The organism is Marinobacter sp. BW6 (assembly GCF_008107725.1).
In the GTDB taxonomy this organism is placed as follows: Bacteria; Pseudomonadota; Gammaproteobacteria; order Pseudomonadales; family Oleiphilaceae; genus Marinobacter.
The window spans coordinates 80,392-96,151 of sequence record NZ_VIRN01000064.1 but is presented as its reverse complement, the minus strand read 5'-3'; the positions used below and the strand labels follow the sequence as shown (position 1 = coordinate 96,151).

Annotated in this window: 14 protein-coding genes and 1 tRNA gene; 9 read left to right on the top strand and 6 right to left on the bottom strand. The window is 58.1% G+C overall.

Going from position 1 to position 15,760, the window contains the following annotated elements; genetic code table 11:
* Positions 1–39 precede the first annotated feature (39 nt).
* From FMN52_RS09120 to FMN52_RS09090, 7 genes are all read left to right on the top strand, one after another.
* The gene (locus tag FMN52_RS09120) at positions 40–1,323 is read left to right on the top strand and encodes an MFS transporter (RefSeq protein ID WP_148608348.1); all 1,284 of its coding nucleotides are present in this window, start codon (positions 40–42) and stop codon (positions 1,321–1,323) included.
* 159 nt (positions 1,324–1,482) lie between these two features.
* A complete protein-coding gene (locus FMN52_RS09115; protein ID WP_148608347.1) occupies positions 1,483–1,908 on the top strand; it encodes a MarR family transcriptional regulator in 426 nt (141 codons plus the stop codon).
* A gap of 3 nt (positions 1,909–1,911) precedes the next feature.
* Positions 1,912–3,303 carry a DHA2 family efflux MFS transporter permease subunit gene (locus FMN52_RS09110; RefSeq protein WP_148608346.1) on the top strand — a complete coding sequence of 464 codons (1,392 nt, stop codon included), beginning with the start codon at positions 1,912–1,914 and terminating at the stop codon, positions 3,301–3,303.
* A 238-nt stretch (positions 3,304–3,541) separates the two neighbouring features.
* Positions 3,542–4,111 carry a TMEM165/GDT1 family protein gene (locus FMN52_RS09105; protein WP_148608345.1) on the top strand — a complete coding sequence of 190 codons (570 nt, stop codon included), beginning with the start codon at positions 3,542–3,544 and terminating at the stop codon, positions 4,109–4,111.
* Positions 4,112–4,163: 52 nt separating this feature from the next.
* On the top strand, positions 4,164–5,210 hold the full coding sequence (locus tag FMN52_RS09100) for a L,D-transpeptidase family protein (RefSeq protein ID WP_148608344.1): 1,047 nt from the start codon (positions 4,164–4,166) through the stop codon (positions 5,208–5,210).
* Between the two features lie 91 nt (positions 5,211–5,301).
* Entirely contained in the window at positions 5,302–6,786 is a 1,485-nt protein-coding gene (locus FMN52_RS09095) for a nodulation protein NfeD (RefSeq protein ID WP_148608343.1), read from the top strand.
* Positions 6,787–6,825: 39 nt separating this feature from the next.
* The gene (locus tag FMN52_RS09090; protein ID WP_148608342.1) at positions 6,826–7,629 is read left to right on the top strand and encodes a slipin family protein; all 804 of its coding nucleotides are present in this window, start codon (positions 6,826–6,828) and stop codon (positions 7,627–7,629) included.
* Between the two features lie 41 nt (positions 7,630–7,670).
* On the opposite strand, the gene FMN52_RS09085 is transcribed toward FMN52_RS09090, so the two are convergent.
* From FMN52_RS09085 to FMN52_RS09075, 3 genes are all read right to left on the bottom strand, one after another.
* Positions 7,671–7,952: an Lpp/OprI family alanine-zipper lipoprotein gene (locus tag FMN52_RS09085; RefSeq protein ID WP_148608341.1), complete on the bottom strand. Its 282-nt coding sequence runs from the start codon at positions 7,950–7,952 to the stop codon at positions 7,671–7,673.
* A gap of 206 nt (positions 7,953–8,158) precedes the next feature.
* Positions 8,159–8,722 carry a L,D-transpeptidase family protein gene (locus FMN52_RS09080; RefSeq protein WP_148608340.1) on the bottom strand — a complete coding sequence of 188 codons (564 nt, stop codon included), beginning with the start codon at positions 8,720–8,722 and terminating at the stop codon, positions 8,159–8,161.
* Positions 8,723–8,829: 107 nt separating this feature from the next.
* Positions 8,830–10,554 (bottom strand): potassium/proton antiporter, encoded by a 1,725-nt coding sequence (locus FMN52_RS09075; RefSeq protein ID WP_148608339.1) that lies wholly within the window; start codon positions 10,552–10,554, stop codon positions 8,830–8,832.
* Between the two features lie 70 nt (positions 10,555–10,624).
* Here FMN52_RS09075 and FMN52_RS09070 point away from each other — a divergent pair.
* Positions 10,625–10,698 (top strand) — tRNA-Gly (locus tag FMN52_RS09070).
* A 24-nt stretch (positions 10,699–10,722) separates the two neighbouring features.
* Here the strand turns inward: FMN52_RS09070 and FMN52_RS09065 are convergent.
* Both FMN52_RS09065 and FMN52_RS09060 read right to left on the bottom strand, forming a co-directional pair.
* The gene (locus FMN52_RS09065) at positions 10,723–12,033 is read right to left on the bottom strand and encodes an NAD(P)/FAD-dependent oxidoreductase (protein ID WP_148608338.1); all 1,311 of its coding nucleotides are present in this window, start codon (positions 12,031–12,033) and stop codon (positions 10,723–10,725) included.
* 223 nt (positions 12,034–12,256) lie between these two features.
* Positions 12,257–12,862 carry a TetR/AcrR family transcriptional regulator gene (locus FMN52_RS09060; protein ID WP_148608337.1) on the bottom strand — a complete coding sequence of 202 codons (606 nt, stop codon included), beginning with the start codon at positions 12,860–12,862 and terminating at the stop codon, positions 12,257–12,259.
* 116 nt (positions 12,863–12,978) lie between these two features.
* Here FMN52_RS09060 and FMN52_RS09055 point away from each other — a divergent pair, with 116 nt between their 5' ends.
* Positions 12,979–13,533 carry a carboxymuconolactone decarboxylase family protein gene (locus tag FMN52_RS09055; RefSeq protein WP_148608336.1) on the top strand — a complete coding sequence of 185 codons (555 nt, stop codon included), beginning with the start codon at positions 12,979–12,981 and terminating at the stop codon, positions 13,531–13,533.
* A 29-nt stretch (positions 13,534–13,562) separates the two neighbouring features.
* On the opposite strand, the gene FMN52_RS09050 is transcribed toward FMN52_RS09055, so the two are convergent.
* Positions 13,563–15,671, bottom strand: a complete 2,109-nt coding sequence (locus FMN52_RS09050) for a NosR/NirI family protein (RefSeq protein WP_148608335.1) — start codon at positions 15,669–15,671, stop codon at positions 13,563–13,565.
* Positions 15,672–15,760: the final 89 nt, after the last annotated feature.

Below are 15,760 nucleotides of genomic sequence, written 5' to 3'. Positions count from 1 at the left end.
ATTCACTTTCTGACCTCTGTCACGCCCGGAGTTGCTGTAATGACCCGAATGGTCACCTCCCTGTCTGCCCTCATTCTGAGCATCATCCTGCTTGTCAGTGGAAACGCGTTTCTGATGACTTTGCTGGGCATTCGTCTGAGTATAGAGGCGGTCTCGCCAGATATTATCGGCTGGATTCTGGTTTGCTATTCCATCGGTTTTGTCCTGGGCACTCTCTACGTCCACCGAATTATAGGTCGTGTTGGCCATATCCGAGCCTTTGCCGTCCTGGCTGCTATTGCTGCGGTGACATCCCTCCTCTATCCGATGGCCATTTCTGAAATTTTCTGGGCGGCACTGCGGGTGGTTTCCGGATTCAGTGTTGCCGGTGTACTGGTGGTTATCGAGAGCTGGTTCTCCAGCCGTGCCACCAACGCCAACCGGGGCTCTCTGTTCGCCGTCTATCAGATCGTTTTTTATCTTTCCGCGGCTGGCGGCCAACTTATTGTGAATATCGGCGATCCCGCCAACTTCATGCCGTTCTCGATTGCGGCCATCCTGTTGACATTAGCCCTGGTGCCACTGGCGATGACTCGAATGGACGCCCCGGTCATAGAACAGGTGCAGCGTATCTCGATCTTTACCCTCGCTCGGGAGTCCTTCACCGGTGTTGCCGGGGCCCTGGTCTGCGGGATTATGATCGGTGGCTTTTATGCTTTGGGCCCTGTCTATGCAACGCTGGTCGGACTGGACGTCGCCAGAACATCCACGTTCATGGCCAGCGCCATCGTCGCCGCCATGATTCTCGCCTGGCCGTTGGGGCGGCTGTGTGACCGCTTCGACCGCCGTCGGGTGATGTTCTGGGTGGCTATATTTGCCGCATCTGCTGCGGGCGGGGTCGGGATTCAGGGTGCTGCCAACCCATGGGTTTTGACCCTTTTGGTGGGCCTGTTTACTGGTTTGTCCGCCACCCTCTATCCGATTGCCGTTGCGATCACCAATGACCGTATGGAAAGTTCTCGAATTGTTGCGGCCAGTGCCACGCTTCTACTCAGTTACGGCGTTGGCAGCGTGATTGGCCCGGTCGCTATGGCGGAGCTGATTAATTTATTGGGCCCGAAGGGCCTGTTTTTCGGCAATGCCGGTTTTCTGTTGGCGCTGGCGGTAATAACCAGTTACCGGATCAGTCATACCGAAGACGTTGCGGTGGCAGACCAGGAGCACTTTGTGCCTGCCATGCCAGAAGCATCGCCGGTGCTTGCTGAGCTGGATCCGCGAAACACCGAATTTCATGAGTCTCCTGAAGTCGAGGAGATGCACGGAGACCAGCGTCAGGCCGGGTGACGCTGCTTTCGGTTTTCCCCGATTCTGTTTTACTTTCGTATCTGTTTTTATTTCAATGATTAGCATACTATTGGTGACTTTCCGATAATGTGAGTTGTTGGCCGATCGCGCAGCTGCGCCGGGTCCGGGCCAAGTCCCTTTTATATGGAGTGACGACACATGAGAGACCAGTTTCCTTTCGCGGTAGCCAGGGTTACCCGCCGCTGGAGAAAAATGCTTGATGAGCGCCTGAAGGATCTGGGTGTCACCCAGGCGCGCTGGAGCACCATGGTGTACCTGGAGAAAGGCGGTGAAGGCCTTACCCAGCGCGAACTGGCAAGCCTGATGGCGATTGAGAACCCGACGCTGGTTCGACTGCTGGACAGCCTGGAGCAGCAGGGTCTGATCGAACGTCGACCCTGCCCGAATGATCGCCGGGCCCGGCGCCTGCACCTGACCAACGCAGGGCGGGCGTTTATGGATGACCTTTCCGGGCGAGCCGAGGTACTGCGCGAGGAAATGCTTGAAGGCATCAGCGATGAAGAGATCGAATGCACCGTGAAGGTCTTCCACAAAATCCTGGAAAACGCTGAAAAGCAGAAATAGTCCTTGGCTGATAACTCAGTTGAGGGCCTGAAAGCCCGCTACGGGGATCGCTGGCGCTGGCTGGCTGTGGTCACGGTGATGACAGGCACAATGGCCACAGTGCTCAGTGCCACAGTGGTTAACGTAGCGCTGCACGACATCATGGTGGAGTTCGGTATTCGTCAGGGCCAGGTCCATTGGCTGGCGACGGGCTTTATTGCCGCCATGACCACCACCATGCTGGCCTCTTCCTGGCTGCTGGATCACTTCGGGGTTCGCAAGACCCTCGCCGTAGCCATGTTCCTGTTTACCTTGATTTCCCTTGCCGGAGGCTTTGCAGAGACCCCGGGGCAGCTTATCGCCGCGCGGATAGGCCAGGGTGCCATGGCAGGCCTGATGCAGCCCATGGGGATGTACCTGGTGTTCCGTATTTTCCCCCGCCATCGCCGGGGCCATGCCATGGGTGTCTATGGCATGGGCGTAATCCTGGCGCCGGCTCTGGGCCCGGTTCTGGGTGGCTTCCTGGTTGATCAGCTCGATTGGCGTTACGTGATGTTTGCGCCCGCTCCGGTCACGCTGGTAGGTGTCCTGATGGCCTGGCGCTTTCTCCCGCTGCCGGTCTCCCGGCCGGCGCCCTACCGCTTCGACCTCCCTGGTTTGCTGCTGCTCGGGCTGACCATAGCGTTATCACTGGATACCCTGAACCGGTTACAGAAAACGGCGGGCCAGCAGACGTGGATTATCAGTGAAGCATTGCTGGCCCTGGGCGGCCTGGTGTTCTTCGTGCTGCGTGAACGGCAGACTGCGCACCCGCTTGTGAACATCGGCTTGCTGCGCAAACCGGCCTTCCTGTTCGCCTGTCTCGGTGCCATGGCACTGGGCCTTGCGCTGTTCGGATCCACCTATCTCATCCCGTTGTTTGTGCAGACCGCCCTCGGGTTTACTGCGACAGAGGCAGGTTTGCTGATGCTACCTGCCGGGGTTGTCCTGGGTATGACGTTCCCATTGGCCGGTCGGCTTGCAGACAGGCAGAGCGCTCGAGGCCTCGTTGTCTTTGGCATCGTGGTATTTGCCCTGTCGGCTGTGTTGTTTGCGCTGTCCGACCTCGATCTGGCTTTTGGTTGGCTGGCACTTTGGACGGTGTTGGGGCGCATTGGTATCGGTTTCATGCTTCCGGCCCTGTCAACCGGTGCATTGAATCCGCTGGAACCGCAGGAGCTGGGGGCCGGCTCCAGTACCCTGAATTTCATGCGCCAGCTCGGGGGTGCCTTTGGTGTTAACCTCGTGGCTCTGACGATTGAATTCGGCGACCACAGTGCGGGTATGCCAACGATCAACGCGTTCCATTCGGCCTGGTGGCTGGTGGCCGCATTTGTGGCGGTCGCAGCGATTCCGGTCTGGAAGATGCGGGTCTAATCACCCGTCTGGTTGCGGCCCTGTTCCGAATTCATTAACATGCCATCATCTCTTCAGGGGAGTAGCCTCCGCACCGGAACTGCCGGTCGGATGATAGTCAACATACTTGGGGCCAAATCCCCGTGGCTATCATGTTTCAACGCGACGCCGTTGAAATTGGCAAGACCTGAGGCGGTTTCACCTCCATAGGGCGGAAGGTGGGCTGTCTCATGTCTGATTATCCGCCCTGGAGTTTTTCATGGACGCTTTCCTCGCCTCAACGGTCGCTGTCGCCATAGCGGAAATCGGTGACAAGACCCAATTGCTGTCGCTGTTCCTCGTTGCCCGATACGTCACTCGCCTGCCCATTATCCTCGGCATTTTTGTCGCGACCGTTCTCAATCATGCGTTATCTGCCTGGCTTGGCGCCTGGGTGGCTTCGTTTATTCCAGAAGCCTGGCTGCCGTGGATTCTGGCAGCGAGTTTCGTCGCCATCGCCCTGTGGTTGTTGGTGCCGGACAAGGATGACAGCGATGATTCGAAGTTCTTGGGGCTGGGGGCATTCATGGCCACCACCATCATGTTCTTCCTGGCAGAAATCGGCGACAAGACCCAGGTCGCCACAGTCGTTCTCGCCGCCCGCTTTACCGAGACCTTCTGGGTTATCCTGGGAACGACGGTGGGGATGCTGCTGGCCAATATACCGGTTATCATGGCAGGACGCTGGCTGATGGAAAGATTACCCCTTGCCACAGCCCGCATTGGCGCGAGCGCCTTGTTTGTGGTGCTTGCCGTTGTAACAGTGTGGGCAACCTATATGAACTCCTGAGGGTATTTGCTGTCCCTGTACCCGGTTGCCTGATGCTTTCGGAATGTTTTCTATGTGGTTCAGATTCTTAGCAGTGTTTGCCCTGTCCCATTTCCTGGTCGTCCCGACCTCTGTGTCGGCAGAGCCGGTGGAGGCTGCGGCTGATTCCGAGGCGCCGGAAGAGCCGGACAGAAGTCCCCGTGTGCCCACTTTCCCGGTTCAGGGCGACGTGGCCGGTGAGCTCGGTGTTTTCGAGACCCGCTACGAGGATACGTTTGCCGGCATCGGCAATCGTCTGGCCATGGGGTACCTGGAGTTGGTCAAGGCAAACCCCGGGGTGGATCCCTGGTTACCCGGAGAAGGCACCAACATTACTCTCCCCCGTCAGTATGTGCTGCCGGAGGCCCGGCGCGAGGGCATTGTCATCAATCTCGCAGAGTACCGCCTGTACTATTTCACCGATGAGGGTGTGCAGGTCTACCCCGTAGGCGTTGGTACGGCGGAGAACCCCTCCCCTCTGACCGACGCGGAAGTGACCATGCCGCTTGAATCCCCGGCCTGGTACCCGCCTGCGAGCATCCGTGCCGAATATGAAGCCTCCGGCGATTACCTGCCCCGAATGATTCCGCCCGGCCCGGGAAACCCGCTTGGCACCCACGCCCTGTTGTTGAGCGAGAAGGGGTACCTGATCCACGGCACCAACAAGCAATTTGGTGTCGGCATGCCGGTCAGTCACGGCTGTTTCCGGATGTACAACGAAGATATCTCCAGGTTCGTCTACCAGGTTGAGAAGGGAACGCCGGTTCAGGTGGTCCACGATGCCGTCAAGATTGGCTTCTCCGACGGTGAAGTCTGGCTTGAAGTGCATCGCCCCCATGAAGAATACCCCCCTGAGGATCGTGATCGGCTTTGGCAGCAGGTGTTTGCCGAGGTCGAGGCATTCAGGGCCAGCCACCCGGGTGTCGAGGTCAAGCGCGGCGCCATTGAACTGGCGGTAGACCAGGCCGACGGACTGCCAACCATGATTGGCGAGCGGGTTACCCGGATGGCGGCAGACGGAACCGTCGAAGATAAAAAGCCGGATTCGGCGGGCGAACCCGAGCAGCGACTCTATTTTTGAGGTGGTGCGGCGGCACTGAAAACAGAACCGTGGCCACTATGGCATCGTATTTTCGACTACGCTGAATGTATTCCGTGTTCGGGGAGGGGTTATGCAGGCACACCGTCCCATGGGATCAAAGAACCCTGCCCGGCTAGGGCTATGGGTCATGGCGCTGTTGGTTGGCACGCTGTTGGCCCTTGGGTCTCTGGCGCATCAGGTCTTTGCCCAGCAGAAGTCTCCCGCCACTGCCCTGGTACTTACCGTTGAGGGCGCCATTGGCCCCGCTACCATGGACTATGTTACCCGTGGCATTCGCCGGGGAGAGTCCGAAGGCGTCGGCCTGGTCATTATCGAGATGGACACCCCGGGAGGGCTAATGGACTCCATGCGGGACATCATCAAGGTCATTCTCGCCTCCGAAGTCCCCGTCGCCACCTATGTATCACCCCAGGGCGCCCGCGCGGCCAGCGCCGGTACTTATATCCTTTACGGCAGCCACATTGCCGCGATGGCGCCGGCGACCAACCTGGGTTCGGCCACACCGGTCCAGATGGGTGGGCTGCCGGGTAGCGAGGAGCCAGCGAGTGAACCGGCTTCCGGAGAGCCCCAGTCTGATGACGGTGCCGAGTCTGCATCGGGCTCGGCCGGAGGGGATCAGAAAGCCGGCAGTGAAGATGACAAGCGTCGCGGCGGCACCGCTATGGAGCGGAAGGTTCTGGAGGATGCGGTCAGCTACATTCGCGGCCTGGCCGAGCGTCATGGCCGCAACGCAGACTGGGCCGAGGAGGCGGTTCGCGAGGCGGTGAATCTTGGCGCCAACGAGGCACTGGAGAAGAATGTTATCGAGGTGGTGTCACCGAACATCCGCGATCTGCTTCAGCAAATAGACGGCCGGACGGTTCGCATGGCTGCGGGGGAAATGACCCTGCAAACCGCCAGTCTGGAGATCGTCAGATCCCAGCCGGACTGGCGCACCCGTCTGCTGTCGGTGATTACCGATCCGAACGTGGCCTACTTTCTGATGATCATCGGCTTCTACGGCATCATCTTCGAACTGGCCAATCCCGGTGCTGTCGTACCGGGAGTGATTGGCGCCATCTGTCTGATTCTGGCGCTCTTTGCTTTCCAGGTTCTGTCCGTCAATTACGCCGGTTTGGCGCTTATTATTCTGGGTCTGGCGTTCATTGTCGGCGAGGCCTTTGTGCCAAGTTTCGGGATATTGGGGGTTGGGGGCGCTGTCGCCTTCGTAACCGGATCGATCATCCTGATGGACGGCAGCCACCGGGAAATATCCCTCCCCACCATCGGAGGCACAGCGTTGGTGGCGGCGGGCTTTATCCTCTGGACGGTCACACGGTTCATCGGCTTGCGCCGAAGGCATCCGGTCAGTGGTTCCGAGCAGCTGGCCCATGAAGAAGGCGTCGCACTGGATGATTTCTCGGGAGAGCATGGCCACTTTCGGGGGCATGTCCGGCTCAGCGGTGAGCGCTGGAATGCCATTAGCGAGCAGCCAGTCCACGAGGGCGACCGGATTCAGGTGACAGAAATCGAGGGTTTAACGGTAACCGTCAGGGTCATCCCGGAAGCCGGCTGACTTGGCAAAAAGAGACCAACGGCAACACAAGGAGGCCGTATGATTGGCGATCTGATTCCCTATGTAGCACCCACGGTGGTGCTACTGCTGATTCTCGCTTCGGCTATCAAGATCTTGCCGGAATACGAGCGTGGCGTGGTGTTCTTTCTGGGGCGTTTCCAGGGCGTCAAAGGCCCTGGCCTGATTCTCGTTATCCCCGGTATCCAGCAGATCGTGCGGGTGGATCTGCGGGTGATCACCCTTGATGTGCCGAGCCAGGACGTGATCTCCCGGGATAACGTGACGGTGCGAGTCAATGCCGTACTCTACTTCCGCGTAGTGGATCCCGAGCGCGCCATTATCCGGGTGGAGGATTTCAATTCCGCCACCAGCCAACTGGCCCAGACCACGCTGCGGTCGGTGCTAGGCAAGCACGATCTCGACGAAATGCTGTCAGAGCGTGACAAGCTTAATTCTGATATCCAGGAGATCATCGATGCCCAGACCGAGGAATGGGGCATCAAGGTGGCCAACGTGGAAATCAAGCACGTGGACCTCAACGAGTCGATGATTCGTGCCATTGCCCGTCAGGCGGAGGCCGAGCGGGAACGTCGTGCCAAGGTCATCCACGCCGAGGGCGAATTGCAGGCGTCGAAGAAGCTGGTGGAAGCGGCGGATGTCATGTCCACCAACTCCGGGTCCATGCAGCTGCGTTACCTGCAGACCCTGGCGGATATGAGCAACACAAACTCATCCACCATTGTATTCCCGCTGCCTATGGAACTGATGACCACGTTCCTGAAGGAGAACAAACCCTTTACGCCTGACAAGCCGGGCCCTGAAAAACCCGAACCCGAGGCATAAAAAAAGGCCGGCAATGCCGGCCTTTCTTTTACGTATCAGCCTTACTTCTGGCTGGCACGCTCGAGCATACGCTTGGCACGCTCGTTTGCTTCGTCGGCAGCTTTCTGGGCTGCACGAGCAGCGGCCAGAGCTTCTTCTGCAGTCTGCTGGGCAGTACGGGCAGAGCTGGCGGCGCTGTTAGCAGTGTTCAGTGCATTTTCAGCAGTGCTCTCAGCGGAGCTGGCGGTTGCATTTGCTTCGTCGAGGGCGCCTTGGTCAGTGGTGGCACAACCTGCAGTCAGAGCAGTGGCCAGTGCAATCCCGGCGATCGTCAGTTTACGCATTGTAAATCCCCTTATTGGTCGAGTTATTTCCTGTGATCCGAAAGTCAGTATAGACGACTTCCTGTCAACCTGCGCAGCGTTGCTTGTCAGGTAATGACTACCGGAGTCGTTAAACAGTGTAAAACACTGTAAGCAGGAATGTTAACTACAGATACGTAAATTTGCTAAGCATATGACAACAACGTAATGCGGCTGTCAGATTTGGATTAAGGATGAATGCTGATGGGGGTTCCGTTGGACACCAGTTGCCAGATTTCGTCCATTTCTTCGTTGGTCACGGCGATGCAGCCATCGGTCCAGTCCAGGCCGGTATAGGCGAAGGCCATGTCACCCATATCATTGGGCAGGCCGTGAATCATGATGCTGCCACCGGGATTCAGACCCCAGGCCGACGCCAGTTCACGGTCACGCTCGCTCGGGTAGGAGATGTGAATGGATTTGTAGAAATCGCTTTCCGCGTTGCGCCAGTCCAGCGTGTAGTCGCCTTCGGGGGTGCGTTCATCGCCTTCATACAGCTTGTGGCCCTCAGGGTTGTCGCCCAGGGAAATGCGGTAGCTGCGAACCACGTCCTCACCGTCCATCAGGTACAGGCGGCGCTCTCCCTTGCGAACCACCACCTTACTGATGCTTCCAATATCCACGGGCTCATACATGGTGGCAACCGGCATCTTGGTGTCGGCTTTGGCCAGCAGCTCAGTGGCGAGCGCATTTGGAGCGACTGCCAGGCAGAGCAGGGTGAGGGTGGATATCAGGGCGCGGAAAATACTCATGTTCTTAACTTACCAATGATTAATCTTTGCACAGGCGTTTTATACCATAGCCCGCATGGGATCTGTTAAGGGGTTTTGTTAACTTTTTTGGCTATCTGGTTCGCTGTTCAGTCGTTTTGTGAACTATCCATCTTCAGGCCGACCTTGGTTACCTTGTCGGCGCTGGTAGCCCGGGCAACCAGTGTTACCGGGCCAAGGGTTACCACATCACCTACAACCGGGTGTCCTTTGGTCCGTTTTGCAAAGCACTCGGCCAGGGACAGTTCCGGCGGCAAGTCGTCAAATTCGATACCGTAGACCTGCTCGACATCGCCCAGCAGGGCATCGCCGTTGAGTACAAAATCACCAAAGAACGCCCGATCGGCCAGGTACTTGGGCGCGTGCCGGCCGCTGAGTGCCTTGCCAAGTTCCGGCAACACGCTGGGGGTCGCAAACATCGCCACCATGTCGCCACTGGAGACTTCCAGATCTGCTTTCGGTTGCAGGCAGACCCGGTTACGGAATACCCCGGCCACAGCGGTATTCTCAGGAAAGCGCAACTGGCTGAGCCTTCGCGGCGTTTCCCAGCTTTCGCCTCGGAGCGGGAACAGCATCAACTCGTGGTCTCCCGCCGCCGGGGCATCCAGGGGCAGTCTTCGATAGGGGTCTTCTCCCGCTGGTACCTCCAGACGGAGCTTTCGGGCCAGTGGTGTCATGGTGGTGCCCTGTACCAGAAGAGAGACCAGGACGATAAAGAAGGCTGCGTGGAACACCAGTTGGGCTTCTGGCAGGTCCGCAATGATCGGGAACAGGGCCAGAACGATTGGCACGGCGCCCCTCAGGCCAACCCAGCTGATAAAACCCAGCTCGCGACGGTTAAAGGCAAACGGCCAAAGGGTGAGCATGACCGTCAGCGGGCGGATAATGAAGATCAGGGAGAGGGCCAGTATCAAGCCCCCACCAGCCAGTGGAATCAGGTCCGACGGGGTTACCAGTAGACCCAGCATCAGGAACAGGCACAACTGGGCCAGCCAGGCCAGGCCATCGTGGACCTGAAGGATCATCGGCATCATCCGGACATGTCGGTTACCGATCACCACGCCGGTCAGGTAAATGGCCAGAAACCCGCTGCCGCCCAGGGCGTTGGTCGCGGAAAACACCGAGATTCCCGCAGCTGCCACAAGTAACGGGTACAGGGATGGCGTCAGGCGGATACGATTGGCCAACTCCACCACGGCAAAACCGCCGATGATGCCGGCAACCGCGCCGATGCCGAATTGTTGCACCAGCATGGAAAGGGCGGCCCAGCCCGCGTGCTCGCCGTCGTTACCAATCAGCGTGACCAGCATCAGGGTCAGGAAAATCGCCATGGGGTCGTTACTGCCGGATTCGATCTCCAGAGTGGCACTGACCCGTTCGTTCAGGTGCAGGCCCCGGCCTTGGAGCAGGGAAAATACGGCGGCAGCATCGGTGGAGGAAATAATGGCGCCAATCAACAGGGCGGTCAGCCAGTGCAGGTCGAACACCCACCAGGCGACAACTGCAGCGCCTGCGGCGGTCATTGCGACACCGAGAGTGGCCAGTATCAGAGCGGGTTTCAGGCCCACTCGGAAGGTTTCCGCCCGGGTGCGCATGCCGCCGTCCAGCAGGATCACGCCCAGCGCCAGGTTGGCGATCAGGAAGGCCAGCTCGAAATCATCGAACTGGATACCACCTGGCCCGTCCTCGCCCATCATCATGCCGACCACCAGAAAGATCAGCAGCACAGGCATACCCACCCGGCTGGAAAGCGGGCTGAGCACGATACTGATGACCAACATCAGGGCGCCAATCAGAGTCAGGGTGGGGTCCATTGTTGCTCCAGACAGAATGCTTGCCCATTGCCGGGCTGACCGCTTATATTGCTCTCGCGGGCATTTTTTTGCGGGTGTAGTTCAATGGTAGAACGGCAGCTTCCCAAGCTGCATACGAGGGTTCGATTCCCTTCACCCGCTCCACTAACTTGCCGGCTGGCTTCCCTTCTAGTGTAGTTTGAGACGCGGTTGCATGGCACGGCTGATTTTATCCATCAGCCAGATGATGCCGGTACGGACAAATCCGTGCAGAGCTACCTGGTGCATACGGTAGAGGGAAACATAGAACAGCCGAGCTACCTTGCCTTCGATGTACATGCTGCGCCCGGACAGATTGCCCATTAGGTTGCCCACAGTGGTATAGCGGCTGAAGTTGATCAGCGATCCGTGGTCGTTGTAGACGAAGGGCACGGCTTCGCCGCCGTCCAGGCGGTTACACAGGGTTTTGAACAGGGCATCCGCCTGCTGATGTGCGGCCTGGGCCCGCGGAGGCACCGGGCGGTCTGAGTCCGGCTGCGGGCAGGCTGCGCAGTCGCCGAAGGCATAGATGTCGGCATCCTGTGAGGATTGCAGGGTTTGCTCCACTACCAGTTGGTTGCCATTGTTCACTTCTAATCCGTCCAGGTCTGCCAAAAAGGCCGGCGCCTTGATACCTGCGGCCCAGATGGTCATTTCTGAGGGTAGCTCGGTACCGTCTTTCATAACCACACTATTTGCCCGGACTTCACTGACCGGTTGGCCGGTCAGCACCTTGACCCGCTGATGCTCCAGTTCCCGGGTGGCTGCGGCCGAGAGGCGACCGGGCAAGGCGGGGAGGATGCGGTCGGCGGCTTCAATGACGCTAATGGAAACGTCGGATGGCTGCAGGTGATTCATGCCGTAAACCGGGAGTTCCCGGGAGGCAAGTCGGAGCTCGGCTGCAAGTTCCACGCCGGTGGCGCCGGCGCCGATGATGCTGATGTTCAGAGAGTGTTCGGAGCCCTGCAAGGCTTCGTGATTCCTCCTGAGAAAGGCGTTGAGCATCAGGTTGTGAAAACGTCTGGCCTGTTGCAGGCTATCCAGAAAAAGGCAGTTTTCCTGTGCTCCGGGTGTCCCGAAATCGTTGGCGGTGCTGCCCACGGCAATCACAAGGGTGTCATAGCTTATGTGTCGCTCAGGGACAACTTCGTCGCCGTCTTCGTCGTGGAACGGCGCGATAACCAGTCGCTTTTTCTCGCGGTCCAGGCCGCTCATCCGACCAAGCTGGAATTCGTAATGGTGCTTCCGCGCGTGGGCCCGGTAGTTGATCTCGTTGGCGCTGGCATCCAGCGAACCGGACGCGACTTCGTGCAGCAGCGGTTTCCAGACATGGGTGAGTCCGGCATCCACCAGAGTAACTCTGGCCTTTTTCTTTTTCCCCAGTTTGTTACCAAGGCTGGTAACCAGTTCGAGACCGCCAGCACCGCCGCCGACCACAACGATATGATGAAGGTTATCCATAACAATCAGACCTGTAAGTGAAGATAGCCAAGTACTCTTCGGGCAAGAATGCTTGGCTGTCCTCACTGGGAACCAGGCTTGCAGCCAGAGGAGAGCAAGGAGCAAGGCGGGGCCTGAGCCGACCGTTAATGTTAACGCGGCCGGCGCTGCGGGTACAATTCGACGGAAGTGCTGCTACCTTCAGCCCCGGCGTTGTGGCACCGGGGCTCGGAAACGGAAGAGTTCAGTGCCGGGTGCGGAATCCGTCCAGAATAGCCGCCATATCATCGCCCAGATCCCGCATGATTTGCGGGTCCAGGTTGCGTTCACCCATGGATCTCAGACCCATGATCTGCGCCTGGAGCAGCACGGCAAGCCGCCGGCTGTCTACGGACTCAACCAACTCGCCCTTAACCTTTGCCCGTTCCAGCAGTTCCGCGATGGATTGTTCAATGGCGGCAAGAATGCTGTTGGCCTGGTCCGCCAGGGCCGGGTGGGTATTGCTGGATTCCAGCAGCGTTTTCACGATCATACAGGCCCGGGACGGCGCCGCATTCTCGTCGCCGCAACTGCAGGCGATGCCGCGTAAATAGTCCTGAAGCCCTTCAACAATGGATTCAAAACCCTGGAGGTGGACAGCCAGCTCTCGGCCACCCTGTTCAGCATAGGCGGCCAGTGCTTCTGAAAACAGACCGTCCTTGCTGCCAAACGTGGCGTAGATACTGCCGGGGCGCATGTCGAGGGCCTGCTCAATTTGTTTCATGGAGCTGCCGTGATACCCCTTCTCCCAGAACAGGCCTACGGCCTTTTCCAGAGCGGTTTTTCGGTCATAGCGTGCATGTCTGGCCATAACAACGATTCACCATGGTCGTGTTTTGAGTGACTGTTCAATTATATCTTGAATGACTGCTCAATAACAGTTAGCCTGAAGTTGTAATTGATCAATCGTTCAAAAAGGAGATCGTGATGACTGACTTTCCAATGCATGATGTCGAATCCGCCCCGGAAAAATCCAAACCGCTTCTTGAGAATTCCCTCAAGGGCTTTGGCATGATTCCAGGTCTCCACGCCGTGATGGCCGAAGCGCCAGGAGCGCTTGAGGCGTATCAGAAGCTGCACCAGCTGGTGCTGGACAGCAGCTTTGATAATGACGAAAAAACGGTGGTTTGGCAGACAATTAACGTAGAAAACGAGTGTCATTACTGTGTTCCGGCACATACCGGGATCGCCAAGATGATGGAAGTCTCCGATGACATCGTTGATGCGTTGCGGAATGAGACACCGTTGCCGAGCGACAAGCTGGAGGCACTACGGACCTTTACGCTCGCCGTGATGCGCAAAGATGGCAATGTCAGCAAGGAGGATCTGGATGCCTTCTACACGGCAGGTTACAACCACCGCCAGGTGCTGGAAGTGATTCTGGTGCTGTCCCAGAAAACCTTGAGCAACTACATCAACCACATTGCCGAAACGCCGGTTGATGAGCCGTTCAAGAAGTTTGAATGGCAGAAGAAGCAGTGATTCAGATCCTGCTGGCGAGCGGATGCGGCTCAACCCGCGTCCGTTGCCAGTATGTTTGCCTGTCGTGACTGTTTTTTGTTCTTGAGTCGTTTGTCGACGCATTGGGTCTCGTCTTCGAGAATAACGACACACTCCAGACACTGAATGCACTCGTCGTAATCAATCCGGCCATCCTTGCGAATCGCGTTGATACCGCATTCATTCTTGCAATGCTGGCATGGGTTCCCGCAGAGCTCGACCCGGTCCAGCCAGCTGAACAGCCGGAGCCGTCCAAGCACGGCAAGGCCGGCGCCCAGTGGGCACAGGTAGCGGCAGTAGAATTTGTGAATAAACATGCCGAGCACCAGCAGGCCAACGGCGTAGAGCACAAATGGCCAGGAGCGGACGAAAAACAGGGTGATGCTGGTTTTGAATGGTTCCACTTCCGCCAGTTTTTCGGCGATGGTCAGGGAGTAGAACGCGGTGCCTACCAGGCTGAGCAGTATGGGGTATTTAAGCAGGATCAGGCGCCTATGCCATTGCTCGGGCACCTTGATCTGGCGGAATCTCAGTTTTTCGCCAAGCCAGGCGGCCATCTCCTGGAGGGCGCCAAACGGGCAGAGCCAGCCGCAAAACAGGCCCCGGCCCCAGATGAACAGGGTTACGAAGGTGTAGACCCAGAGAATGAAGATGATTGGATCGAGCAGGAAGACATTGAGGGAGAAGCCGTCCCAGATGGCCAGGAACAGGGTATAGATGTTAACAACCGAAAGCTGACCCTGGGCGTAAAAGCCAATGAAAAACAGGGTGAAAAAGAGGAAGCCCCAGCGGAACCTCTGCACCAGCTTCGGGTTTCGGCTCAGCGTTTTCTGTTTGGCGAAGAACACGGTCAGAACGGTCAGGCTGAGAACCAGCAGTGAAATCTGCCACCAGCGTTCTTTCCACAGGCCGATCCAGACCGGTTGCCGGGCGTCCTCTGGATTGGGGGCAACCTCGACGGCTTCAAACAGTTCTTCGTTGAACCGAACGGGGATATCCAGGGATGTGCGGTCCACCATCAGGTGATTGCGGGCCAGTTCGACGTTGAGCTTCAGATTGGCCTCTGCCCCCGGGTTAAAGCCCGCGTTGCCACCCACCCGGAACAAATTGCCGGCATCGAACGCGGGCATGCCGGATGCCCGGAAATCGAGATTCTGATCCAGCAGGTTCAGGTCACGCATTTCCACGGCCAGGTTGTTCTGGTTGAGGCCGACACGGTCCGGGGAGCTGCCGGGGACGAACTCGCGGGAAACATGGGGAAAGGCGCCCCGGGACATTACCGCCAGCACCTGGGCACCGTCGTCCAGTCTTTGCATCAGGCGCTGATAGCCGTCATCTCCCAGCAGGTTACGCCCCACCATGGGTGAGTTGATGTAACCGAAGAAGAGTTCGGCGAAGGGTTCGCCTTTCGCCGGCTCGATGTCCAGCGGGTAGTCGGAAAGGGGGCGGCCCAGTTCGGCTTCAATGGCTTCGCGGTCGATCTGCCAGTGCCCGATGTAGCCGCGCTCCACCAGCTGCTGCCAGGACATCGGCTGGTAGAAATCCGGTTTCGCCCGGGTGGGAGCGCTCTGGGCAAAACCCTCTAGTTTTTTGCGGGCCACCTTCAGGGCTGAGGACAACACGGTGTCGTTGATGATCAGCACTGAGACCGTGGCCTTGCTGACACCGTCAAAGTGAACCACATTGCCGTCACTGGTTCGGCCGGATCGACTGGAATTGGAGGTGCTGACAATAATCTGCTCTTGTAACGAATGCCCTTCGTATTGGTCTACGAATTCGAACAGTGGGCCTTCGCCCAGGCCATGCAGAAACACCGGCTCGTGGTGATTCAGCACCTTTATACCGGTGAAACGCCCTTTGGTATCCAGGCCGATCAGCATGCTGATCGGCTTGCCGGCAAAGCCCTGGAGGCGGCTGTGGTCCAGTGTTTCGTAGGCATAGCCCAGCAGTTCCTGGAGTTGATACACCGGATACACGGGGAAGTCCGGCAACTTGTCTTCGATGACCGTTGCCGAAGGAAACAGCTCCTGGATCAGCGCCCGCTTGCTGTCTGACAGCTCGGCCTGGACCGGGGGCATTACAAACAGACAGGCAAGAAGGAGCACAATGCGCCCTGCCATGGGGTACTCCTGTGGTTCTTTTTGTTTGATCTTCCATGCTAGAGTTTTCGGCCCCGGGCTCAATGCGACCTCGGAGCCAGCTGAATGCT